The following is a 21,792-nucleotide window of genomic DNA, read 5'->3' on the forward strand; positions in this document are numbered from 1 at the left end:
AAGTTGATCCCATGAATTTGAAGTTCCTCGAAACCTTCGTCTGGGTGGCCAAGCTCAAGAGCTTTCGCCTGACTGCCGAGAAGCTGTTCACCACCCAGGCCTCTATTTCCAGCCGCATCGCCGTGCTCGAAAGCGAGCTGGGGGTGAAGCTGTTCCTGCGTGACTCCCGGGGCGTGAGCCTGACCCCGGAAGGCTTGAAGGTGCTCGATTATGCCGAGCAGATGATGGTGACCATGCAGGGTTTGAAACAGTCCCTGGAGACCACCAGCAGCAAGGTCGGACGCATTCGGATCGGCGCGATGGACACGGTGATCCACACCTGGCTCAGCCCGCTGGTGGCAGAACTGATGAAGCTGTTCCCGCTGGTGGAAATCGAGCTGGTCGCCGATACCGCGCTGAACCTCAGCGATCAGTTGCAAAAAGGTTTTCTCGACCTGATCCTGCAAACTGACCTGCTGCGCCTGGAAACCGTGCGCAGCCTGGAACTGGCCAGCCATCCCATGGCCTGGATCGTCGCCAGCCACTCGATTTACAACCGTGACTACGCCTCCCTCGCCGAACTGGCTCAGGAGCGCATCATCACCTACTCGAAAAACTCCCACCCGCATCAGGACGTGCTGAGTCTGATGCAGGCCAACGGCGTGGCCGCGCCCAGAATGAACTGTGTGAACTCGGTGTCGGCGATTACGCGATTATTGCGTGACGGCTTCGGCATCGGTGCCCTGCCGCCGGTGCTGGTCAGTGAAGAGCTGGCGCGGGGGGAATTAGTGATGCTGCCGATGGCACAGCGCCTGCCGAACTTGCAGGTGGTGGTGTCATGGCGTGTGGGGGTGGAGTTGGTGGAGGAGATTGTGGGGTTGTGCCAGAAGGTGGTGGCGCGCTATGCCGAGGAAGTCGGTGCAGAACGCATGCAACTGCATAAACCCGATTAAAACTGTGGGAGCTGGCTTGCCTGCGATAGCGGTGGGCCAACGCGCACATCTGTGACTGGACCACCGCTATCGCAGGCAAGCCAGCTCCCACATTGGACCGAGTCGGCCCTGACTTATAGGCCCTTCAAGTCCCGCTCTTCGATCGGCCGGCTCTGGCGCAAGCGCCGGCCACCCAGCACTACCCAGTCGATCAGGCGATACAGGCACTCGATGCCGAACGACAACAGCATCGCCCCGCCCAAGCCCCAGCCCATGGCTTCGGGCGTCAGCAGAATCTGGTAGCTGTAGCCATTCCAGGTTTCCAGGCGGATATCCGGGTCGGCGGCTACGGCCACTTGCAGGGCGCGGATGTACCACGGGCCTTGCATGGCCTGGAATTGCTTGTCCAACTCAAGCTGGCGATCAAGCATCGCGCCCAGGCTGCTGGCGTCGCTCTGGAAAACCGGGTCATCGCTGGCGCGGTAATGCGCCACCAGCGCTTGCATGTCCCCGTTGAAGAACTGCTGCGCGGTCGACTCAAAGCCGCGCAAGCCAGTCTGCGCCTCGATCAGGTGGGCTTCGACGCGCTTGGCGTAATCGTTGATAAACCCCGGCACTTGCACGCCGACCAACAAGCCAATGGCAAACAGCACCAACCGCAGATAGCTGAGCAACATGGTCGATTCCTTATTCGGTAACGCCCTGGCTGACGCATTCACCGCGTCGCCACAGGCTCCATTGGCCCGGTTCATAGCGGGTCCAGTTTTCGTTGTCGGTCAAAGGCTCGGTGGCGATGACGGTTACCACGTCATTGGGCGTCGTTTCGGCCTGAAAATCGACGATCACGTCGACATCTTTCAAGCGTGCGGGGCCAAACGGCGCGCGCCGGGTAATCTGCGCCAGTTTGGTCGAGCAGTAGCAAAACAGCCAGTCGCCGTCGCTGAGCAAGCAGTTGAACACGCCCTTGCTGCGGTATTCGGCGCAGGCGGCGATCAGGTCCGGCAGCACTTGCTCGATGTCCACAGGCTCAGGGAAGGCTTCGCGCACGCGGTTGAGCAGGTCACAGAAGGCCGCTTCGCTGTCGGTATCGCCGACCGGGCGGTAAAACGTGGCGCGCGGGTGGAAGTCGGCCAACTGGCCGTTATGGGCAAAACACCAGTTGCGGCCCCACAGCTCACGCACGAACGGATGGGTATTGGCCAGGCTGACCTTGCCCACATTGGCCTGGCGGATATGGCCGATCACCACTTCGCTCTTGATCGGATAGCGCTGCACCAACAGCGCCACTTCAGACTCACTGCTCGCGGCCGGGTCCTGGAACAGGCGCAGGCCACGGCCTTCATAGAAGGCGATGCCCCAACCGTCGCGGTGCGGGCCGGTACGCCCACCGCGCTGCATCAGCCCGGTAAAGCTGAACACGATATCGGTGGGGACGTTGGCACTCATGCCCAATAATTCACACATGCCAGGGCTCTCGCTGCAGGGGCAGTCTACGTTTAAAGGCGCGGCTCGACCCGCATACCACCAGCAGGCGCCGGGCGACGGAACGGTTCGTCGTCTTCCGGCTCGGCGGCCAAGGCGGCATCTGCAGCAGCCTTGCGCTCACGGCGAGCGCTGGCCGCGCGTTCGATGGGCCAGCGGATCAGCACAAACACGATGTACAGGGCAAACACGATCATCGTGTACATGAACAGATCGGAGATCGCCCGCCAGGCGTTGTTGCCGACCTTGAGCACCAGGTCCAGGGCGGTAATGGCCACGGCCGGCGCAAACTGGGTCTTGACCGGGTCGACGATGGTCGGGCTCAGTAACAGCACCGCCATCAGCAATTGCAGCGGCTCGCGCAGCCAGCGCCAGACCCAGCGGGTCATGCGCCACCACACTAACAGGCAGCCCAAAGCGGCGAAGGCGTAGAGGCCCCAAGCGGTCAGATAGTCGTTCTCGGTCATGGTGTCCATGGCAAGGCTGGCAAAGAGGCGGCTATGATAACGGCTTTTGCGTGTCGCGGCTGCAATGCCGGCCACCGTCCGCCAGATAGGGAATTATCCATGCCTATTTCCACCGCTCCGATTGCCCGCAAGGCCCCAGGCGCAGACCCCTACGCCTGGCTGCAGGAGCGCGACACCCCTGAAGTGCTCGATTACCTCAAGGCGGAAAACGCCTGGCAGGAAGCCCAACTCGCCGACCAGCAGGCTTTGCGCGAAACGCTGTTCGAAGAGATCAAGGGCCGCATCCTCGAAACCGATCTGTCCCTGCCCTCCCCCTGGGGCCCGTACCTGTACTACACCCGCACCACCGCCGGTGACGAATACGCACGCCACTATCGCTGCCGCCGCCCGGCCGATGACAGCAACCAGGTGGACGAGAGCAGCGAAGAACTGCTGCTGGACCCGAACGTCTTGGCCAATGGCGGCTTTTTCTCCCTCGGCGCGTTCAGCATCAGCCCCGACCATCAGCGCCTGGCCTACAGCCTCGACACCAGCGGTGAAGAGATCTACACCCTGTACGTGAAGGAATTGGCCACCGACAAGGTCAGCGAACTGGCGTTCGACAACTGCGACGGCAGCATGACCTGGGCCAATGACAGCTTGACGCTGTTCTTCGGCGAACTCGACGACACCCATCGCCCGCACAAGCTGTATCGCTACCGTCTGGACGGTACGGCGGCGCAGGAAGTGTTCCACGAGCCCGATGGCCGTTTCTTCCTGCATTGCTACCGTTCCAGCTCCGAGCGCCAACTGCTGCTGGCTCTGGGCAGCAAGACCACCAGTGAGATCTGGGCACTGGATGCCGATCAGCCGCACCTGGCCTTCACCTGCCTGGCGCCGCGGGTCGAGGACCATGAATACGATGTCGACCACGGCAAGCGTAACGGCGAGTGGGCCTGGTTTATTCGCAGCAACCGCGACGGCATCAACTACGCGCTCTACCTCGCCGCCGATACCGGTACGCCGCCTACCGAGGCCGACTGGCAGAACCTGATCCCTCACAGCGACGAAGTCATGCTCGACGGCGTGAGCCTGAACGCCAGTGCCATGACATTGAGCCTGCGCATCGGCGGCCTGCCGGTCATCGAGGTGCACCCCGAGGGTGTACCGGCTTATCGCGTGGAATTACCCGACGCCGCCTACAGCCTCTACGTACAAAACAGCCTGGAATTTCCAAGCGACAAAATCCGCCTACGCTATGAGGCCCTGAACCGTCCCGCCCAGGTGCGTCAGCTAGAGCTGGCAAGCGGCGCGCAGGTGGTGCTCAAGGAAACCCCGGTACTCGGCACATTCAACGCCGACGACTACGTCAGCCAGCGCCTGTGGGCCACCTCTGCCGACGGCACCCAAGTGCCCATCAGCCTGGTGGTCAAGCGTGATCAACTGGGTAAACCCACCCCGCTGTATCTGTACGGCTACGGTGCCTACGGCTCAAGCCTGGACCCATGGTTCTCCCACGCACGCCTGAGCTTGCTGGACCGAGGGGTCGCGTTTGCCATCGCCCATGTGCGCGGCGGCGGTGAGCTGGGTGAAGCCTGGTACCGCAACGGCAAGCAGGAACACAAACAGAATACCTTCAGCGATTTTATCGCCTGCGCCGAACACCTGATCACCGAGGGGCTGACCACTTCCAGGCAACTGGCGATCAGTGGCGGCAGTGCCGGCGGCCTGTTGATTGGCGCGGTGCTCAACCAGCGCCCGGAACTGTTCCAGGCGGCGATTGCCGAAGTGCCGTTTGTCGATGTGCTCAACACCATGCTCGATCCGGAGCTACCGCTGACCATCACCGAGTACGACGAATGGGGCAACCCCGAGGAACCCGAAGTGTATGCGCGCATCAAGGCTTACGCGCCATACGAAAACGTCAGCGCCCAGGCGTACCCGGCCATGCTGGTGATTGCCGGCTACAACGACAGCCGCGTGCAGTATTGGGAGGCCGCCAAGTGGGTGGCCAAGCTGCGCGATACCGCCACTTCAGACAACCTGTTACTGCTCAAGACCGAGCTGGGCGCCGGCCATGGCGGCATGAGCGGGCGCTACCAGGGATTGCGTGACGTAGCGCTCGAATATGCGTTTGTGTTCAAGGCGCTCGGGCTGATCTAAGCACTTGATGGAGCGGTCCTGTCTGAACGCGGGACCGCCTTGACTGTTTTAACCGCCGGGCGTCTTCGGCTTGCTGTCGTTCTGCTGCAAGCCGGGGACAGTCTGGTCCTTGGGCGGCGTGGGCAACACGATGGGCACCAACGGTGGCGTACCGTTCGTCTTGGGCGTGGCGGGCGGGCTGACTTGAGGGTACAACGTCGGGGTCGGCGTGCCCGGCGCGCCTGGGGTTGGTGCGGGCGCGACCGGTACGGTTTGCAACTCCTGAGCCTGCGCCGCAGCGGATATGAGCGCGCTCAATACAATGACCGTTAGAATGCTGCACTTCATCGATGGCTCCATGGCCTGACCGGAATGCCTTAAGGCTACTCCCAACTGCGCAAGAATGCCCTTCCCAATGAGATTTCCATGAAACGTTTCGTTCTGCTGGACACTACTCCGATCCCCGACAACGGCGGCGCCTTGTGCCTGTTCGAGTACGGCGAGGACTTCGTCATCAAGATCCAGGGCGGTGACGGCGGCCAGTTGATGAACACGCGCATGCACGGTTCCGAAGACGCCCTGGCGGAGATTCCCTGCCGCAAGGTCGCCGGTCGCCCGAACTCACGCGTGCTGATCGGCGGCTTGGGCATGGGCTTTACCTTGGCCGCAGCACTCAAGCATTTGGGCAAGACTGCCGAAGTGGTGGTGGCCGAACTGGTGCCGGGCGTCGTGGAATGGAACCGTGGGCCACTGGGAGAAAAATCCGGGTGCCCCTTGCAGGACCCGCGCACGGTGATTCGTCTGGAAGATGTGGCCAAGGTGCTACAGGCCGAGCCCCAGGGCTTCGACGCGATCATGCTTGACGTCGACAACGGTCCCGAGGGGCTTACGCAAAAGGCCAACAGCTGGCTGTATTCCGCCGGTGGCCTGGCCGCCTGCGCCAAAGCCCTGCGGCCCAAGGGCGTGCTCGCCGTGTGGTCGGCCAGTGCCGATAAGCTGTTCAGCGACAAACTGCGCAAGGCCGGCTTCAAGGCTGAAGAGGTTCAGGTGTTCGCCCATGGCAATAAAGGCACGCGGCATACCATCTGGATTGCAGAAAAGCTCAAGGGCTGAATCACCATCGGTCAAATGTGGGAGGGGGCTTGCTCCCGATAGTGGTGTGTCAGCTTGCCTATCCTTAACAGACACACTGCTATCGGGAGCAAGCCCCCTCCCACATTTGGTACTGCTTCAGTCTCTGGATTTGCGGTAATCGATCACGTACGGCACTTTCTTGTCGAAGGTCTTTTCCAACTCCTTTTGATCCAGCTGGGTCATACCACCCAACTGCCCGGCAGTGAAACCGCTGTCGCCGACCATTGCCCCCGGCGCCAGGCTGACCATGCGCTTGGCGACAGCCTCGATGGCACCCTTGTAGCCGCCCTTCTTGTTCAGGTTGTACTGGCCCAGATCAATCTGCGTGCGCAGCCAGTTGCCCCAGTAGAACTCGAGAAATTCCGGCGCAATCGCACCCTCGTTTGGCTTGCCGTACGCGGCCTTGCGGGTGAAATACACCAGGCTGCGGAACGTGTCGTCCTGCAGGTTCTTGAAGCCCAGGTGCGCCGGCAGTTGCTCCGCTGGCAACGCCTGGCCCCGATTGTCCTTGAGCCAGACCTTGCGGGCCGCTTCCATCCGCTGCCAGAACGTGGCGAGGTTGGGGCTGGAACTGAAGTCGTCGGTGACCTTGACCCACATTTTCAAGCGCGGGCCAGCGCCGGGTGTTTCCCACAAGGTAGTGAAACTGTGATGACCATCGGTCAGGTAAAGCTGGCCGCCGGGGCCCACCACCACGGTTTTCATATCCTGCGGGTAGGTGCCGACCGGGTGCTTGCAGGTAAAGCTGTCGGGCCTTAGCAGCTCGGCGTTTTTCGGCACCTGGTCAGCCTCGCCCTGGCCGTTGGTTTCGCAGTATTCATCGAAAGCCTTGGCCGGCTTGTCGGCGAACAGCCCGAGGCTGTAGTAGATCTGGTCGAAACCCACCACGGCCTGGGTGGGGTGCAATTGCTCCAGGGCCACCTCGATCACCTGCCCGGGCTGCGGCGTAGAGAACGCCTGGGCCTGAGCGGTAACCACACAGAGCACAAGCCCGATAGTCCATGAATACAGACGCATAAATTTCAAATCCTTATCAGTCAGTGAAGCAATCCCTAGGGGTGATTTTCAGCGTAAGCGGCTAGAATCAACCTTATCCGTGACCCACCAAATAGCCAGGAGCCATGATGAGCTCGACCAACCCGCCCTCCCACACCGCCAAGCTGGACCGCATCCTCGCCGATGCCCAGCGCGACCGCGAAATGGGCTACCGCGACAAAGCCTTGAAGATGTACCCCCACGTGTGCGGCCGCTGCGCCCGTGAATTCGCCGGCAAGCGTTTGAGTGAACTGACCGTACACCACCGCAACCATAATCATGATGACAATCCCCAGGACGGCTCCAACTGGGAATTGCTGTGCCTGTACTGCCACGACAACGAACACTCGCGCTACACCGACCAGCAGTATTTCGGCGAAGGCTCCACCAGCAGCCCGAGCATTGCCAAGGCGACGCACAATCCGTTTGCGGCGCTGGCGGGGTTGATGAAGAAAGACGACTGAAGATCGTCCTTGTCTGTACTGGCCTCATCGCAGGCAAGCCAGCTCCCACATTTGGAATGCATTCCCCTGTGGGAGCCGGGCTTGCCCGCGATGACGATCGCCCAAGCACTGCATACCCCCAGGCCGTATAATCGCCGTTTTTCTCCAAGGCACCCTTCCCCGTGGGCAATAAACGCTACAGCTGCATCGGTCTGTATAACCCAAAATCCCCCGAAAACGTCGGCTCGGTGATGCGTGCCGCCGGTTGCTACGGCGTGGCCTCGGTGTTCTACACCGGCGTGCGCTACGAGCGCGCCCGGGATTTCATCACCGACACCAAGAAGGTCCACCACGACATTCCGCTGATCGGCATCGACGACCTGAAGAAGATCCTGCCCCTGGGCTGCATCCCGGTTGCCGTGGAACTGGTGGAAGGTGCCCGCCCGCTGCCTGAATACACCCACCCCGACCGCGCGCTGTATATCTTCGGCCCCGAGGACGGCTCCCTGGACAAGGAGATCCGCGACTGGTGCGAAGATGTGGTGTACATCCCCACCACGGGTTGCATGAACCTGGCGGCCACCGTCAATGTGGTGCTCTACGACCGCCTGGCCAAGGGCAACAATACCCGTTCGGGCCCCAAGTACTGATTCTGCGGGAACATCCGGCACCTGCGCGCAGTCAGCTAGTAACACTAGCCCTTGTTGGAGACAGATCATGAGCGACAGCAAAATTTTGCAACCTATCATCGAAGCCACACCGTTGAAGCCTCAGCCTACCCAGAACGTGCATGGCTGGGAGCGCATCGGCTCAGTGGCGGGCGGCGTGATGATGGTCGGCAAAGGCCTGCGCCGCGGCGGGATTTTCGGGCTGATCCAGGTGGCGATTGGCGGCGTGGCACTGGCCCGTGGCTTTACCGGGCACAGTTCGCTCAAAGACAAGCTGGAGCAGGGTCGCCAGGAAATGAACAGCGTGCGCACGAAGATCGAGCGGGCCGGGGAAGAATTGAAGAATTTGAAGACCAAGGCGGAAGTGGCGGCTGAGAAGGCTGTAAAACCCAAAGCCTGACCTAAGTCTTGGACATGCTGGAGATTCAAATGTGGGAGGGGGCTTGCCCCCTCCCACATTTTGAATTGCACAGGGCTTGGGATCAGCGCAGCAGCTTGCTATCCAGTACCACCGACGATTCGCCGATTACGCTTTCAGCCAACTGAACGAACTCTTTGGTGTTGATGCTGTTCACCCGCATCACCGCCTGCGCCAGATCATCCAGGGAGCGCTTGTTGTGGGTTTTCACGCGGATCTCGCGGTCCAGGTCCTGCAACACCAGTACTGCCCGCGCTACACCAGCGCTGCCGATTTGCTCGCCCCTCAGCGTGGTGACCGCCTTGCTTTCTTTGGCCAGGCGCGCCTGGATCGCCGCATAACGCTCATCGGTGAGGCCCCCGGCACGTCGCACCAGTTCAATCGCGTAATACTCCCCCAGGCCCTCGCTGATCCAGTCACTGCTGTCGTGGTCGTTGAAGCGCCCGATGGCCTGCACCACCTCGCGCAGCAACGGGCTGCTGCCATTTTCGCTGACCAGTGGCGTACGGCTGTTAAGGTAGATCGAATCGTGCGACGCCCAGGCTCCGCGGCGCATCGGGTCACTCGCGCCGACGATCAATAATTTGGCGGGATGGCGTGGGAACGCAGCGTCCACCTGCGGCCAGACGAACGTCAGCAGCGTCAGCACGTCCATACGGCGCATGCCCTGCCCCTTTGGCGAGGCCACGGTGACCTCGGTTTCACCCAGGCGCAGGCGACGGCTGCCGAGGTTACCGGCGAGCATCCAGCCGGTGGGGCGATCGAACAGGCGGGACACGTTGTCGATGCGGAATTTGCTTTTGCCAATGCGCGGCCAGGCAGTTTCGACGCTCTTCCAGCCCGCGGGCAGTTCGAACATCAGGCGCGAGACCAATTCAATGCCATCTTGTTGGTCCAGGCGCGCAGCCGGCACCAGGTCTTCACCGCGCAATAATGCCCAATTGGGCGTGGCCCGTGTGTCAAAGGTGCCCGGCTTGCGCGCGTGGGTCAGACGCACGCGGTAGGTCAGGCTGGCCTTGTCGGCGCTGGGCTGCCACACACCACGGCTGCCCGTGACTTGCCAATGGCCGTCGGCCTTGAAGTCGCTGTAATCACCACTGCGGCCCAGGTCAAAGTCCAGGCTGCGCACCGCCGAGCCTTGGGACAGGCTGACGCGCACCTCGGCCTGCTCGCTCTGGGGCAGCAGCTTGACGTGATAATCCAGGTCAACCTTCTTAGCGCACCAGCCCGGCCCGCTCAGGGCCAGCAATACCAGGGCCGCTGCCAACTTGGCTGCCACCTTCATACACACTCCTTTGTTCAGCCTGCACGGAAGATCAGGTAATCCTCCCAGTCGTCCTCTGGCACGCTGCCTTCGCTGAGCATGCGCCCGGACTGGGAAATGCGTTCATGGTGCACGGCGTCGCGGTCGCCGCAGACCAGGTGGTGCCAGAGCGGCAAATCCTTGCGCTCGCTGACCAGACGATAGCCGCAGGTTGGCGGCAGCCATTTGAACTGGTCGGCCTGGCCGGGCGTGAGCTGGATACAGTCCGGCACCGAAGCGCGGCGATTGGGGTAATCGGTGCACTGGCAGGTTTTCAGGTCGAGCAGTTTGCAGGCGATACGCGTGTAATAGACGCTGTTGTCGTCTTCATCCTCAAGCTTTTGCAGACAGCACAGGCCACAGCCGTCGCACAACGACTCCCACTCCTCCTGGTCGAGGTGCTCAAGGGTTTTGCGTATCCAGAAAGGTTCGACTTTGGCGGCCATGGCTCTACATCAGTATCAGAAGGTGAAAAGGCCGCCAGTCTAGTGCCCAAGCCCGTTACGGCCAAGCGCTTACGACTGACGGTGTTGCAAGACTTGTCAGGCCTGGGTTGGCGCAGTAGTTTTGAACCCCGGCTTTTTTCATCAGGATCTGTCCATGAGCGATAACCCACGCGTTGCCGATTACCCGATCCATACCCAATTCACCGAACGCTGGTCGCCCCGCGCCTTTACTGGCGAAAGCATCCCGCAAGAGACGTTGCTGAGTTTCTTCGAAGCCGCACGCTGGGCACCCTCGGCGTACAACTCGCAGCCGTGGCGGTTTCTCTACGCCCGCCGGGACACGCCGGACTGGGAGCGTTTCCTGGGCCTGCTGAATGAGTTCAACCGCAATTGGGCGCAGCATGCGTCGGCCCTGGTCATCATCGCGTCGAAAACCGACTTCATCGCCCCCGGCGCTACAGAAGAAACCCCGGCGCTGTGGCACACCTTCGACACCGGCTCGGCCTGGGGCCACCTGGCGCTGCAAGCCAGCCTCAGCGGCTGGCACACCCACGGCATGGCCGGTTTCGATCAGGAGCTGACCCGCAAAGAGCTGAAGATTCCCCAAGGCTATGCGCTGCACGCGGCCGTAGCGGTGGGTAAGCTGGGTGACAAGTCGAACCTGCCGGAATACCTGCAAGGCCGTGAAGCGCCGAGCCCACGCAAGCCGTTGACTGAACTGGTGTCTGAGGGCGACTTCAGCCTGTAAGCCTAGTGCAACTCCAATGTGGGAGGGAGCAAGCCCCCTCCCACATTTTAGATTGATGCATGGCCAAGGATCAGTAGCCCCGGTCGAAGTCCACTTCGCCGCGCAGCGCTCGCTTGGCCTGGTAGGCGCGCACGTTTTGCACAAACAACGCCACCATCATCGACGGCGAGGTCGGTGCCGAGCTGTGCCCAGTCAACAGCAAACCCCACGCAGTCCAGAACGGGTGGCGTTGCGACAACGGCTCCTGACGGCACACGTCGATCACCGCGCCGGCCAGATGCCCTTCTTTCAGGGCCTCGACCAGGTCGGCATCCACCACCGCCACGCCGCGCCCGACGTTGATAAACAGCGCCGTCGACTTGAATTGCTTGAACAACGCCGCGTTGTACACGTCATGGGTGTCCGGGGTATTGGGCAGCAGGTTGATCACGTAATCGACCTCGCCCACCAAGCGGCCCAACTGATCGAGCCCGGCCACTTCAATGAAGGGTGCCTGTTCCCGCGCCGTACTGGCGATGCCGTACAGCTTGACGCCAAAGGGCACCAGGAAATCAGCCACGCTTTTGCCAATATCACCCGTGCCGACAATCAGCGCCTTGCGCCCCGCCAGGCTCTGGCCCATGCGGTTGTCCCACTTGCGCTCGACCTGGCTGACCAGGCGCGCCAGCACTTCGCGCTCATGGCCCAGCATATAGGTGAGGACAAACTCGGCCATGACCTGGCCAAAGATGCCGACTGCACGGGTGAGGCGATAGTCGCGGGGCAAGCCATCGGCCAGCAGCGGCGTGATACCGGCCCAGGTCGATTGCAACCACTGCGGTTGATGGCCCTGGCGCAGCAGCGTCGCCAGCAGATCGGGCTGGCCCAGCCACACCGGGCAATCGGCGGCCAGGCGCGAGAGTTCGGCCGAGTCACCGCTGGTCAGCACGTCAAGGTCCGGGGCGGCCTCCTTGAGCAGTTGGGCGTAGAGCGGGTGATCCTGTTCAGCAATCAGAACACGCATGGTTCAAACCTTTCAAAAACAATGCAGACGGCCGCCCGCATCCTTACGGCCACCGTCGTCTAATACGATTCCATTTAAAGCCTGTGCCCTGACACGGGCACTGATCGATCACATCGGGTCGTTGCGGCGCAGCAACTCTTCGGGCAAGTGCTCGATGTACTCGTCTTCGGCCGGCGGCATTTGCAGGTGGTAGCCCTGTTTGTCGAGGTTTTCCAGCACCACGGTGATGTCTTCGCGCGACAGCTTGCGCTCCGGCGTCAGCACCATGTCAAACGCGTGATGCGCCTTGCCGAAGGCCTCCATCAACGGCTCGGGCACGCGCTCGAGGGCATCGCTTTTGAGCACGTAGAGGTACATGCCGTCTTTTTTCTTGCTGCGGTAGATGGAACAAATACGTTTCAAGGCTGTTCTCCGGCATTGGCCAGGCTGTCGAGCAGCGCCTGGCCCATCAACTCGCGGCGCCAGCCACGCAGCGAGTCTGGCAATTGGTAAGGTCCATCGGGGTAGCCACTTTTGACCAGGGCTTCGAGGGTTTTCTTGCGCAGCATCAGTTCCGGCGCCATCTCCAGGCGCTCGGCGAACGTCTGGCCCAGGGCGCGCAGTTGCTTGATCAGCGCGGCGGCGTCCACCGGCAACGGTTCGGCCACGGCGGGAGGCCATTGGTCCATCGGCACGCTACCGGCACGTTTGATCAGGTCCAGCAGGAACTGGCCGTCCTGACGCACGGTACGCGGGTGCATGTCTTCGATCTTGCCCAGCGCGGCCAGGTTATCCGGCTGGGATTTGGCCAACGGCCAGAGCGAATGCTCGCGGATGATGCGGTTGCGCGGCAGGTCACGGGCGCGGGCCTGCTGCTCGCGCCAGGCGCACAATTCACGCAGCACGGCAAGTTGGGCACGGGACAGTTTCCACGCCAGCTTGGCATCGCGGTACACCTCGAAAGGGTCGATTTCGCGGCGCAGGTTGGCCACCAGTTCGGCACCGTCTTCCAGGACCCAGGCGTACTTGTCATCCGATAGCTGCGGGCGCAGGCGAATATAGACCTCGGCCAGGTGCACCGCGTCTTCAGCGGCGTAGCTGACCTGCGTCTCGGACAATGGCCGCTGCAGCCAGTCCGAACGGGTTTCGCCCTTGGGCAGCTCGATATCCAGCACGGCTTGCACCAGGCGCGAATAGCCCATGGAAAAGCCGAGGTTGAGGTAAGCCGCGGCCAACTGGGTGTCGAACAACGGTGCCGGCAGGCTGCCGGTCAGGCGCAACAGCACTTCCAGGTCTTCGCTGCAGGCGTGCACCACCTTGATCACCGCCGGGTTCTCCAGCAAAGCGGCCAAGGGTTGCCAGTTGTCGATGGTCAGGGGGTCGATCAGGTAAGCGCGTACGCCATCACCGATCTGGATCAGCCCGGCAATAGGGTAAAAGGTGTCGACCCGCATGAATTCGGTGTCGAGGGCGACGAATGGCAACTGCTGCCATTGGGCGCAATGCTGGCCGAGGCTATCGTTGTCGCAGATCCAGTGAATATCGATGGCCACACGGCTCTCCCTTGAAGAATGGCGCGCAGTATATATCGCGAAAGGGGCTTGCGAGCATCCGTAGTGCACACACCATCATGAAAACTCCGACAGGAGATGAAGAATAGTCCGACATATGGGAGTTATCCTCTCTTACGCAGGACGTACACACACCACAGTTTGGAGCCCGGCAGGAACTCCTGGTAATTCAGAACCTTGAAGCCCGCCTGACGAAACTCATCCTCTACCGGTGTACCCGCGCTTACGGAAACAATCACCGTGTCGCGGCTGACGCGGTGAAACTCGCGCAACAACATTAATCGCACATCGCTGCTGGGCACATGGCGAAACAACTCCAGGCAGAAAATACAGTCCACCGCGTTCGCCGAAAGGCCAATCGAAAACGCCGAGCCCTGGAAGGTTTTGACACGTTTTAGCAACGTGCCCGGGTGATGGGTGCGCGCGTGGTCGAGCATGGCCTGGGAGTTGTCAGAGGCGAGGATCACCCGGTTGACGTGCTCGGCCAGCACCGGCCAGAAGCGCCCCGAACCACAGGCCAGGTCAAGGATAAGCCCTGGCTCACCCGCGACCTTCAGCGCATGGCGTACCAGCCGCGCATCCCGCCACGCGGCCAAGCGCTGCAACAGCCTTGGCGGACGCGGATCACCGCACACCCTGGCATGCTCACGGTCACAGCGCTCGGTGAATTCAGTCTCGATGGGGGATGGAGGTTGTGGCGACATCACGGGCTCATGTGGGTAAAACGGTAGTGAACGACCTTGATTCCCAGCTTAACCACTGCAACGTGAAAAAAAGGTCGAAAGCCGCCACCGTAAACTCCGTCACGCCTGATGCAGGTACCAACGCCAATCCTGCTCGCCGACCTCGCCCATGAACTGGCGATATTCGGCACGTTTGACTGCCAGGTAAACACCAAGGAATTCACTGCCAAACGCATCCTTTGCCCATCGTGAAGCCTCAAGCGCACGCAGGGTGGTCAGCCAGTCAGTGGGCAACAGCTCCTTGGCCTGGGCATAACCGTTTCCTTCCACCGGGGCGCCAGGGTCGCGTTGCTCGCGAATGCCGCGATGGATGCCGGCCAGGATCGCGGCGGCCGCCAGATAAGGGTTGGCATCGGCGCCGCAGATGCGGTGCTCGATATGCCGGGAACTGGCCGGGCCACCGGGCACGCGCAGGCTGACGGTGCGGTTGTCCACGCCCCAGGTGGCAGCCAGGGGTGCATAGCTGTTGGTTTGGAAACGCCGATAGGAGTTGGCGTTGGGGCAGAACATCAGCAGCGAATCGAGCAACGTACTCAGCATCCCGCCCACCGCCTGGCGCAGCAGTGGCGTGCCATCAGCCGCCTCGCTGGCGAACAGGTTATTGCCCTGGGCATCGGCCAGGCTGACGTGCATATGCATACCGGTGCCGGCCAGGTCGTCGAACGGCTTGGCCATAAAACATGCGGCCATTCCATGCTTGTGGGCCACGCCCTTGACCAGGCGTTTGTAGCGCACCGCTTCGTCCATCGCCTGTAAAGCATCAGTGCGATGTTCAAGGGTAATTTCCACCTGGCCCGGGGCGTACTCGGAGATGGCCGTTCGCGCCGGGATACCTTGCAGCTTGCAGGCGCTATAAAGGTCGGCGAGAAACGGCTCGATCTGCTCCAGTTCGCGCAGGCCGTAGACCTGGGTCGAACGCGGGCGATTGCCGTCCATATCCCGCGCCGGTTGCGGACGACCGTTGCCGTCGGGCTTCTGGTCGAGCAGGTAGAACTCCAGCTCTGCCGCCATCACTGGGTAATAGCCATCGGCTTTGAGTGCATCGATGACCTTGGCGAGCAAATGCCGAGGGTCGGCCACGGTAGCGGGCAAGCCTTGTGTGGGGTGCATGCTGACTTGCACCGCCGCGGTGGGGATCAAACGCCAGGGCATACGCTGCAAACTGCCACTGATCGGGTAGGCGCGGCAGTCGATATCGCCGACTTCCCACACCAGCCCTGAGTTTTCTACGTCATCGCCATTGATGGTCAGGCCGAGAATGGTGCTGGGCAGTGGCCGACCGGTTTCGTACACCGCCAGCAGTTCGTCGCGGTGCAGCAGCTTGCCGCGGGGTACGCCGTTGTTGTCGAGGATAAACAGCTCGAACATCTCAATGTCGGGGTTCTGCTCAAGGAAGGTTCGGGCTTCGTGCAGGCGGGCAAAGACACTCATGGCAATTCTCATACGTTTGGGTCGGGCAGATGCAGATGGGCACAGGTGCACGTCATCCGTGGGGGTGGATCAACGTAGAAAAGAGGTGTCTGGCGGGCGCGCGTGTCGACAATGGAACAAGGCCCAGAACGCAAGTGCAGAAGGCAGTGTCGCGGCGTGAGTGTCGGGGCAACCGTCCATGCGCGGATCACAGAAATAGAGAACCCCGAGCGTCACACGCCTGGATAGGCGGTTAAATTCAGGCTTGATGGAGTTTGGGTACAGTTTGGCTAAACATTCCCCACGCCTTGCCACCCTGCCCGGCGCTGGAAATAATGGGCGCCCCGACCGTGCCCCAAGGACTCGCCCCCATGAAAGCTCCTCTGGCCCTCTGTGTGCTGGCAAGCCTCGCCAACATCGCCCAGGCCGACACTGTTCCGTCACGTCTTGACGAGGTGGTCCAGCGCGGCACCCTGACCGTTTGCACAACGGGCGACTACAAGCCCTACACCTCATTGCGCGCCGATGGCCGTTATGAAGGTATCGACATCGCCATGGCCGAGTCCCTGGCCAAGAGCCTCAACGCCACGATCAAATGGGTGCCCACCACGTGGAAAACTCTGATGCCGGACTTCCTCGCCCAACGGTGCGACATCGCCGTGGGCGGGATTTCGGTGTCGTTGGAGCGGCAGAAAAAGGCGTTCTTCAGCCAATCGCTGGGGGTTGACGGCAAGATCCCACTGGTGCGCTGCGCCGACGTGCAGCGCTACCAAACGGTTGAGCAGATCAACCAGCCACAGGTGCGGGTGATCGAGCCGGCAGGTGGCACCAATGAAGTGTTTGCCCGTGCCCACCTGGGCCAGACGCAGATTCGCCTGCATGACAATGTAACGATTTTTGATGAGCTGCTGGCGGGCAAGGCCGATGTGATGATTACCGATGCCAGCGAGGCGCGGTATCAGCAAAAGCTCAAGCCTGGGTTGTGTGCGGTCAATCCTGAGCGGCCGATGCAATACAGTGAAAAAGCCTTCCTGCTGCCTCGCGATGATGTGGCCTGGAAGAGTTATGTGGATCAGTGGTTGCACTTGAGCGTGGCGACCGGGGGGTATGCGGGGATTGTCAGCCAGTGGTTGGCTGCGCCTTGAATTTGCTGCCATGACGGCCTGTCTGGCGCACCGAGATCCAAATGTGGGAGGGGGCTTGCTCCCGATATAGGTGGATCAGCCAAAAAATTGTTAACTGACACTCCGCTATCGGGAGCAAGCCCCCTCCCACATCAGCTCGACGAACGCCCTGCACGCGGCGCTGCGGTAGGCGCCCTTGCGGCTCAATAGTGCGGCAGTACGCTGCGGCAGCGGTGGGTCGATGGTCACGGCGTGCAGCCCCGTCTGCGCCTCGGCCAGTGCTTGGGGCAGGACGGTTGCCAGTGACGTGTTGCGGACGATTTCGATGATTGCGCTGATGGAGTTGGCTTCCATGGCGATAAATGGTTTCACACCTTGCCCGCGGCAGTAATCATCGATATGGCGGCGGGTAGCGAAGCTCGTGTTCAGCAGCACCAGGGGTTGTTCAAGCCAAACGAGTCGGCTCAATTGGGGATGGCTGGCACTGACCACTACGCTCAGTTGTTCGACAAACAGCCCCTCGCACTCAATGTCCGGCCCATGTTCGCCGGTAAATCCGATACCGATATCCAGCAGGTCTTCGCCCAGTGCAGCTTCGATACGGTCCTGGGTCAACTCCTCGACGCTGAGGGTGATGCCCGGGTACAGCGTATTGAATCGCGCCAGCAACGGGCCGATCAGGTAGGCGGTGAAGGTCGGCGTCATGGCCAGTCGCAACTGCCCGCGGCTGAGGTCCTGCACATCGTGTATGGCGCGGCTGCCGGCCTGCAGGTCCTGCAAGGCCAGCCGGGCAAAGCGCACATAGGCTTGCCCCGCATCGGTCAGGCTGATACTGCGCCCGGAGCGGTCGAGCAGCGGCGCGCCGAGGCTTTCTTCCAGCTGTTTGATCTGTTGTGAGAGGGTCGGCTGCGATACATGCAGCGCTTCGGCGGCGCGAGTGAAGTTGCGATGCTCGGCAACGGCGAGCAAGTAACGGATATGACGCAGCAGCATCGACAGCGCTCCAGCTATAGGCATGACTTATGGATAGCATCATAAACCGGTCTTGGACGCTATAGCCGAAAACTTCCATCCTTGCCCCATCAGCGACGCAAGGAGAACCACCATGCAGCATCTCATCGATGGCTTCCGCAAATTCCAACGTGAAGCCTTTTCCCAACGCAGCGACTTGTTCAAGCACCTGGCGACCACACAGAACCCCGGCACCTTGTTCGTGTCCTGCTCCGACAGCCGTGTCGTACCGGAGCTTCTGACCCAGCAGGAACCCGGCGATCTGTTCGTGATCCGCAATGCCGGCAATATCGTGCCGTCCTACGGCCCCGAGCCGGGTGGTGTGTCGGCCACGGTTGAATATGCGGTGGCGGTACTCGGGGTCAGCGACATTGTGATTTGCGGGCATTCGGACTGCGGCGCCATGACTGCCATTTCCACCTGCAAGTGCCTGGACCATCTGCCGGCCGTGGCCAACTGGTTGCGTCATGCCGAGTCAGCCAAGGTGATCAATGCATCCCGTACGCATGTCTCGGACGCTGCGCGCCTGGATTCATTGGTGCGCGAAAACGTGGTCGCCCAACTGGCTAATCTCAAGACTCACCCCAGCGTTGCGCTGGCCCTGGAACAAGGCCGGATGAACCTGCATGGCTGGGTGTATGACATCGAAACCGGTGGCATCGACGCGCTGGACGGTCGCACCGGGCGTTTCGTCTCCCTGCTCGACCATCCAGCCACCCGCGCCCACGCTGCCTGAACCTTAACCACCCGAGAGGAAATCACCATGTTGCAATCCCAATTCGCCCAAACCCCGCGCCTGGCCCTGGCCGATACCGTTATCGACCTCAAGGCACGCAAAAATCTATCATGGCAGGACCTCACCGATGGAACCGGCCTGAGCCTGGCGTTCGTCACCGCCGCCCTGCTCGGCCAGCACCCACTGCCCAAGGAGGCGGCCGACATCGTGTGCGACAAACTCGGCCTCGACCAGGACGCCAGCCGCCTGCTGCAAAGCGTCCCACTGCGCGGCAGTTTCCCCAGCGGTGTGCCGACCGATCCAACCATGTACCGCTTCTACGAAATGCTGCAGGTCTACGGCTCTACCTTGAAGGCCCTGGTGCATGAGCAATTCGGCGACGGCATCATCAGCGCCATCAACTTCAAGCTGGACATCAAGAAAGTCGAAGACCCGGACGGCGGCTCCCGTGCGGTCATCACCCTGGACGGCAAATACCTGCCCACTAAACCCTTCTGATTTGCCGCCAACCGTCTACGCTCTTGGCACACCAACAAGAACGAGGGACGGTAAATGAAGAGACTGCTCCGATTCACTTGGCTGCTGCTGTTGTGTTGCAGCCAGGTGCATGCCGCCACGGCACAGGAAGCGGATGCCCAAGCCGCCAAGGCCCTGCTGGAAAAGGCCTTGGCGTACTACCACAAGCAAGGTGACAAGGCGTTCGCCGCCTTCAGCCGTCAGGGCGAATTCATCGACCAGGACCGTTACGTGTTTGTGGTCAATACCCAAGGCGTACTGTTGGCCAGTGGCGGGCCCTCCTCCGCACTGATCGGTCGCGACGTGTCCGAGGTACTCGGGCCCGACCTGCAAGCCTCGTTCAAACAAGCCTTGAGCGAGCCGGAAGGCCAGGGTATCCAGCAGGCTGACTATCGCTGGCAGAACTGGAACGACGGCAAGGTCGAACATAAGCATGTGTTTTATCAGCGGGTGGGCGAACGCATCCTGGCGGTCGGTTATTACTTGCCGCGCGCCACGCCAGAACAGGCACGGGCGCTGCGCAACAAGGCGGTGGAAGCGCTGGTCAAGGATGAAACCGGCACGCTCAAGGCGATCAACTCCTTGCAGGGCGGCTTCTTGCAAGATGATCTGTACGTGTTCGTGGTAGACCTGAACACGCGACGCTACGTCGCCCACGGCACCAACCTGCGCCTGATCAACACCGACTTTGCCAAGATCAAGGACCCGGATGGCAAACCGGTGGGTGTGCCGATCCTCAAGATGATGGCCGAGCAGGACCAGGGCGAATACAAATACCGCTGGAAAAACCCGGTGACGGGTAAGGTCGAGAACAAGCACGCTTATGTGCGCAAAAGCGGGCATTTCATGGTTGCGGTGGGATATTACAGCCCCTGACCTGACTTGAAATGCAATCAAACTGTGGGAGCAAGTCGAATCGTCGCGCCGCCCCTCCCACATTTGGTTTCCTACATTCAATTGGACCTAGCGGGCTTTGTCTTCCCGACCACGCAGCACCCGGTTCGGCATCACGATCGCAGCCGCCAACCCCAGCAACGACACTGCCGCACTCACCATCAGCAAATGCCGGAACGTCACCGCCAACTCCCCGCGTAACGCATCCTGCGCCGGGCCGGGTGCGGCGTTGAGGCCGTCAAGCAGCACGTTGCCAGAACTGCCTTCGGCCACCAGTGCGGCGCTCGTCAAATGGGCGAAACTGGAGTCGTGCAACAGCGCCAGCAGCAACGCCGACATGCAAGCCACCCCCACTGCCCCGCCCAGGGAGCGGAACAGGTTGGTGGTGCTGGTGGCCACACCGATATCCCGTTGCTCTACCGAGTTCTGCGTACCCACCAACGAGGTCGGGAACTGCATACCGGCGGCAATGCCGCACAACAGCATGAATACGCTGGTGAGCACCACCGCCTGGGGCGCGCTGTAGGCCATGCCGAGAATCGCCAGCGGGCTCAACACCGCGCCGCTCAGGATCATCGGTTTATAGCGGCCAGTCACCGACGTCATGCGCCCGGCAAAATACGCGCCCATCGGCAAGCCCATCGCCAAGGGCAGCAAGTGCAGGGCCGCACTGTCGGCACCGGCGCCGGTCACGGTCTGGTAACGCAGGGGCATCAGCACGGTCAGGGAAATCGCCTGGAAGCTGGTGACAAAAATCGTGCACCAACACAACACCGCACTGCGGTTGGCAAACAAGTGCATGGGCAGCAGCGGTTCGCGCGCGCGGCGTTCGTGCCACACAAACACGCTCAACGCCAACAGTGCGCAGGCCAGCAACCCCAGCACTTGATCGTCACGCCACGAATGGCCCTGGCCGATTTCGGTGATACCCAGCAACAAGGCGGTGAGGCCGACGATCATCAGCACCGTGCCGAGGTAATCGATGATCGGCTTGCGCTGCGGCACCGGCAGCCCCACCAGAGTGCGATGGGCCACGTACCAGGCGCCGGCACCCAGCGGCAGGTTGATCAAAAACACCCAGCGCCACGACAGGTACTCGGTCATATAACCGCCCAGCACCGGCCCCGCCACGCTGGCCACCGCGTACATGCTGCTGAAATACCCCTGATAACGTCCCCGTTCGCGGGGAGGAATAATGTCGCCAATGATTGCCTGGCTCACTGAAATCATCCCGCCGGCACCGATGCCCTGGAGAATCCGCGCCAGCACCAATTGCTCCATGCTTTGCGCCATGCCACAAAACAGCGACGCCAGGGTGAACACGCCCATGCCGATCAGCATCATGGGCCGACGCCCATACAGATCGCCAAGCTTGCCGTAGATCGGCACCGCCACGGTCATCGCCACCATATAGCCGGAAATCACCCAGGCCAGCAGGTTGACGTCATGAAACTGCGCGGAAATGGCCGGCATGGACACCGCCACAATGGTCTGGTCCAGGGCGCCGAGGAAGATCGCCATCATCAGCGCAGCAAGAATACTGCGCACGGCGGGAACGGTTGGGGCGGGCTGATTGAGGTGAGTCACGGCAGAACCTTCGAACAAGGCCCGCAGGACAAGATCGCCCGC

The 21,792-nt window shown here is 61.4% G+C and carries 25 protein-coding genes; 11 read left to right on the plus strand and 14 right to left on the minus strand.

Features of this window, described 5'->3' with window-relative positions; all coding sequences use genetic code 11:
- The first annotated feature begins 11 nt into the window (after positions 1-11).
- Positions 12-932, plus strand: a complete 921-nt coding sequence (locus JH25_RS20675; protein ID WP_005786115.1) for a LysR family transcriptional regulator — start codon at positions 12-14, stop codon at positions 930-932.
- Between the two features lie 113 nt (positions 933-1,045).
- Here JH25_RS20675 and JH25_RS20670 read toward each other — a convergent pair whose 3' ends face one another.
- The 3 genes from JH25_RS20670 to JH25_RS20660 are packed head-to-tail and all read right to left on the minus strand — an operon-like array spanning position 1,046 to position 2,935.
- The gene (locus tag JH25_RS20670; RefSeq protein WP_005786113.1) at positions 1,046-1,588 is read right to left on the minus strand and encodes a DUF2937 family protein; all 543 of its coding nucleotides are present in this window, start codon (positions 1,586-1,588) and stop codon (positions 1,046-1,048) included.
- Between the two features lie 10 nt (positions 1,589-1,598).
- On the minus strand, positions 1,599-2,375 hold the full coding sequence (locus JH25_RS20665) for a class II glutamine amidotransferase (protein WP_032877233.1): 777 nt from the start codon (positions 2,373-2,375) through the stop codon (positions 1,599-1,601).
- Between the two features lie 32 nt (positions 2,376-2,407).
- A complete protein-coding gene (locus JH25_RS20660; protein ID WP_032877234.1) occupies positions 2,408-2,935 on the minus strand; it encodes an MFS transporter in 528 nt (175 codons plus the stop codon).
- Between the two features lie 24 nt (positions 2,936-2,959).
- Here JH25_RS20660 and JH25_RS20655 point away from each other — a divergent pair, with 24 nt between their 5' ends.
- On the plus strand, positions 2,960-5,002 hold the full coding sequence (locus JH25_RS20655) for a S9 family peptidase (protein ID WP_032877235.1): 2,043 nt from the start codon (positions 2,960-2,962) through the stop codon (positions 5,000-5,002).
- Between the two features lie 48 nt (positions 5,003-5,050).
- On the opposite strand, the gene JH25_RS20650 is transcribed toward JH25_RS20655, so the two are convergent.
- The gene (locus JH25_RS20650; RefSeq protein ID WP_005786107.1) at positions 5,051-5,329 is read right to left on the minus strand and encodes a hypothetical protein; all 279 of its coding nucleotides are present in this window, start codon (positions 5,327-5,329) and stop codon (positions 5,051-5,053) included.
- A 78-nt stretch (positions 5,330-5,407) separates the two neighbouring features.
- Between JH25_RS20650 and JH25_RS20645 the strand changes: the two genes are divergently transcribed.
- On the plus strand, positions 5,408-6,094 hold the full coding sequence (locus tag JH25_RS20645; RefSeq protein WP_032877236.1) for a spermidine synthase: 687 nt from the start codon (positions 5,408-5,410) through the stop codon (positions 6,092-6,094).
- A gap of 117 nt (positions 6,095-6,211) precedes the next feature.
- Here the strand turns inward: JH25_RS20645 and JH25_RS20640 are convergent, their stop codons facing one another.
- Positions 6,212-7,132: a ParB/Srx family N-terminal domain-containing protein gene (locus JH25_RS20640; protein ID WP_032877237.1), complete on the minus strand. Its 921-nt coding sequence runs from the start codon at positions 7,130-7,132 to the stop codon at positions 6,212-6,214.
- A 107-nt stretch (positions 7,133-7,239) separates the two neighbouring features.
- Between JH25_RS20640 and JH25_RS20635 the strand changes: the two genes are divergently transcribed.
- The 3 genes from JH25_RS20635 to JH25_RS20625 all read left to right on the plus strand — a co-directional run bounded on the left by JH25_RS20635 (position 7,240) and on the right by JH25_RS20625 (position 8,661).
- Positions 7,240-7,614 carry a YajD family HNH nuclease gene (locus tag JH25_RS20635; RefSeq protein WP_005786102.1) on the plus strand — a complete coding sequence of 125 codons (375 nt, stop codon included), beginning with the start codon at positions 7,240-7,242 and terminating at the stop codon, positions 7,612-7,614.
- A gap of 161 nt (positions 7,615-7,775) precedes the next feature.
- The gene (locus JH25_RS20630; RefSeq protein WP_003189607.1) at positions 7,776-8,243 is read left to right on the plus strand and encodes an RNA methyltransferase; all 468 of its coding nucleotides are present in this window, start codon (positions 7,776-7,778) and stop codon (positions 8,241-8,243) included.
- Between the two features lie 67 nt (positions 8,244-8,310).
- Positions 8,311-8,661 (plus strand): YgaP family membrane protein, encoded by a 351-nt coding sequence (locus JH25_RS20625; RefSeq protein WP_032877238.1) that lies wholly within the window; start codon positions 8,311-8,313, stop codon positions 8,659-8,661.
- 82 nt (positions 8,662-8,743) lie between these two features.
- Here the strand turns inward: JH25_RS20625 and JH25_RS20620 are convergent, their stop codons facing one another.
- Entirely contained in the window at positions 8,744-9,964 is a 1,221-nt protein-coding gene (locus JH25_RS20620) for a hypothetical protein (RefSeq protein ID WP_032877239.1), read from the minus strand.
- A 14-nt stretch (positions 9,965-9,978) separates the two neighbouring features.
- Positions 9,979-10,428: a YcgN family cysteine cluster protein gene (locus JH25_RS20615; RefSeq protein ID WP_003172524.1), complete on the minus strand. Its 450-nt coding sequence runs from the start codon at positions 10,426-10,428 to the stop codon at positions 9,979-9,981.
- Positions 10,429-10,582: 154 nt separating this feature from the next.
- On the opposite strand from JH25_RS20615, the gene JH25_RS20610 reads away from it, so the two are divergent.
- Positions 10,583-11,176 (plus strand): nitroreductase family protein, encoded by a 594-nt coding sequence (locus tag JH25_RS20610; RefSeq protein ID WP_032877240.1) that lies wholly within the window; start codon positions 10,583-10,585, stop codon positions 11,174-11,176.
- Between the two features lie 70 nt (positions 11,177-11,246).
- Here JH25_RS20610 and JH25_RS20605 read toward each other — a convergent pair whose 3' ends face one another.
- The 5 genes from JH25_RS20605 to JH25_RS20585 all read right to left on the minus strand — a co-directional run bounded on the left by JH25_RS20605 (position 11,247) and on the right by JH25_RS20585 (position 15,903).
- On the minus strand, positions 11,247-12,179 hold the full coding sequence (locus JH25_RS20605) for a D-2-hydroxyacid dehydrogenase (protein WP_032877241.1): 933 nt from the start codon (positions 12,177-12,179) through the stop codon (positions 11,247-11,249).
- A 108-nt stretch (positions 12,180-12,287) separates the two neighbouring features.
- Positions 12,288-12,581, minus strand: a complete 294-nt coding sequence (locus tag JH25_RS20600; RefSeq protein WP_014717482.1) for a YcgL domain-containing protein — start codon at positions 12,579-12,581, stop codon at positions 12,288-12,290.
- Complete coding sequence (rnd, locus tag JH25_RS20595) at positions 12,578-13,711, minus strand: ribonuclease D (protein WP_032877242.1); 1,134 nt, start codon at positions 13,709-13,711, stop codon at positions 12,578-12,580. Before rnd ends, JH25_RS20600 begins: the two co-directional genes overlap by 4 nt.
- 122 nt (positions 13,712-13,833) lie before the next feature.
- Positions 13,834-14,433, minus strand: coding sequence for a class I SAM-dependent methyltransferase (locus tag JH25_RS20590; RefSeq protein WP_005786086.1), 600 nt, complete (start codon positions 14,431-14,433; stop codon positions 13,834-13,836).
- Positions 14,434-14,532: 99 nt separating this feature from the next.
- Positions 14,533-15,903 carry a glutamine synthetase family protein gene (locus JH25_RS20585; RefSeq protein WP_005786085.1) on the minus strand — a complete coding sequence of 457 codons (1,371 nt, stop codon included), beginning with the start codon at positions 15,901-15,903 and terminating at the stop codon, positions 14,533-14,535.
- A gap of 350 nt (positions 15,904-16,253) precedes the next feature.
- On the opposite strand from JH25_RS20585, the gene JH25_RS20580 reads away from it, so the two are divergent.
- Positions 16,254-17,027, plus strand: coding sequence for a transporter substrate-binding domain-containing protein (locus JH25_RS20580; RefSeq protein WP_032877243.1), 774 nt, complete (start codon positions 16,254-16,256; stop codon positions 17,025-17,027).
- 105 nt (positions 17,028-17,132) lie between these two features.
- On the opposite strand, the gene cynR is transcribed toward JH25_RS20580, so the two are convergent.
- Positions 17,133-17,999, minus strand: coding sequence for a transcriptional regulator CynR (gene cynR / locus JH25_RS20575; RefSeq protein ID WP_032877244.1), 867 nt, complete (start codon positions 17,997-17,999; stop codon positions 17,133-17,135).
- Positions 18,000-18,111: 112 nt separating this feature from the next.
- Here cynR and JH25_RS20570 point away from each other — a divergent pair, with 112 nt between their 5' ends.
- Genes JH25_RS20570 through JH25_RS20560 form a run of 3 tightly spaced genes read left to right on the plus strand, consistent with a single transcriptional unit; the run spans position 18,112 to position 20,145 of the window.
- Positions 18,112-18,753, plus strand: coding sequence for a carbonic anhydrase (locus JH25_RS20570; protein WP_032877245.1), 642 nt, complete (start codon positions 18,112-18,114; stop codon positions 18,751-18,753).
- Positions 18,754-18,780: 27 nt separating this feature from the next.
- Positions 18,781-19,251, plus strand: coding sequence for a cyanase (gene cynS, locus JH25_RS20565; RefSeq protein ID WP_005786081.1), 471 nt, complete (start codon positions 18,781-18,783; stop codon positions 19,249-19,251).
- Between the two features lie 54 nt (positions 19,252-19,305).
- Positions 19,306-20,145 carry a cache domain-containing protein gene (locus JH25_RS20560; protein ID WP_032877246.1) on the plus strand — a complete coding sequence of 280 codons (840 nt, stop codon included), beginning with the start codon at positions 19,306-19,308 and terminating at the stop codon, positions 20,143-20,145.
- A gap of 87 nt (positions 20,146-20,232) precedes the next feature.
- Here the strand turns inward: JH25_RS20560 and JH25_RS20555 are convergent, their stop codons facing one another.
- The gene (locus JH25_RS20555) at positions 20,233-21,750 is read right to left on the minus strand and encodes an MDR family MFS transporter (protein WP_032881060.1); all 1,518 of its coding nucleotides are present in this window, start codon (positions 21,748-21,750) and stop codon (positions 20,233-20,235) included.
- Between the last annotated feature and the right edge of the window lie 42 nt (positions 21,751-21,792).

This window comes from Pseudomonas sp. BRG-100, from assembly GCF_000737955.1.
Taxonomy (GTDB): Bacteria; Pseudomonadota; Gammaproteobacteria; order Pseudomonadales; family Pseudomonadaceae; genus Aquipseudomonas; species Aquipseudomonas synxantha_A.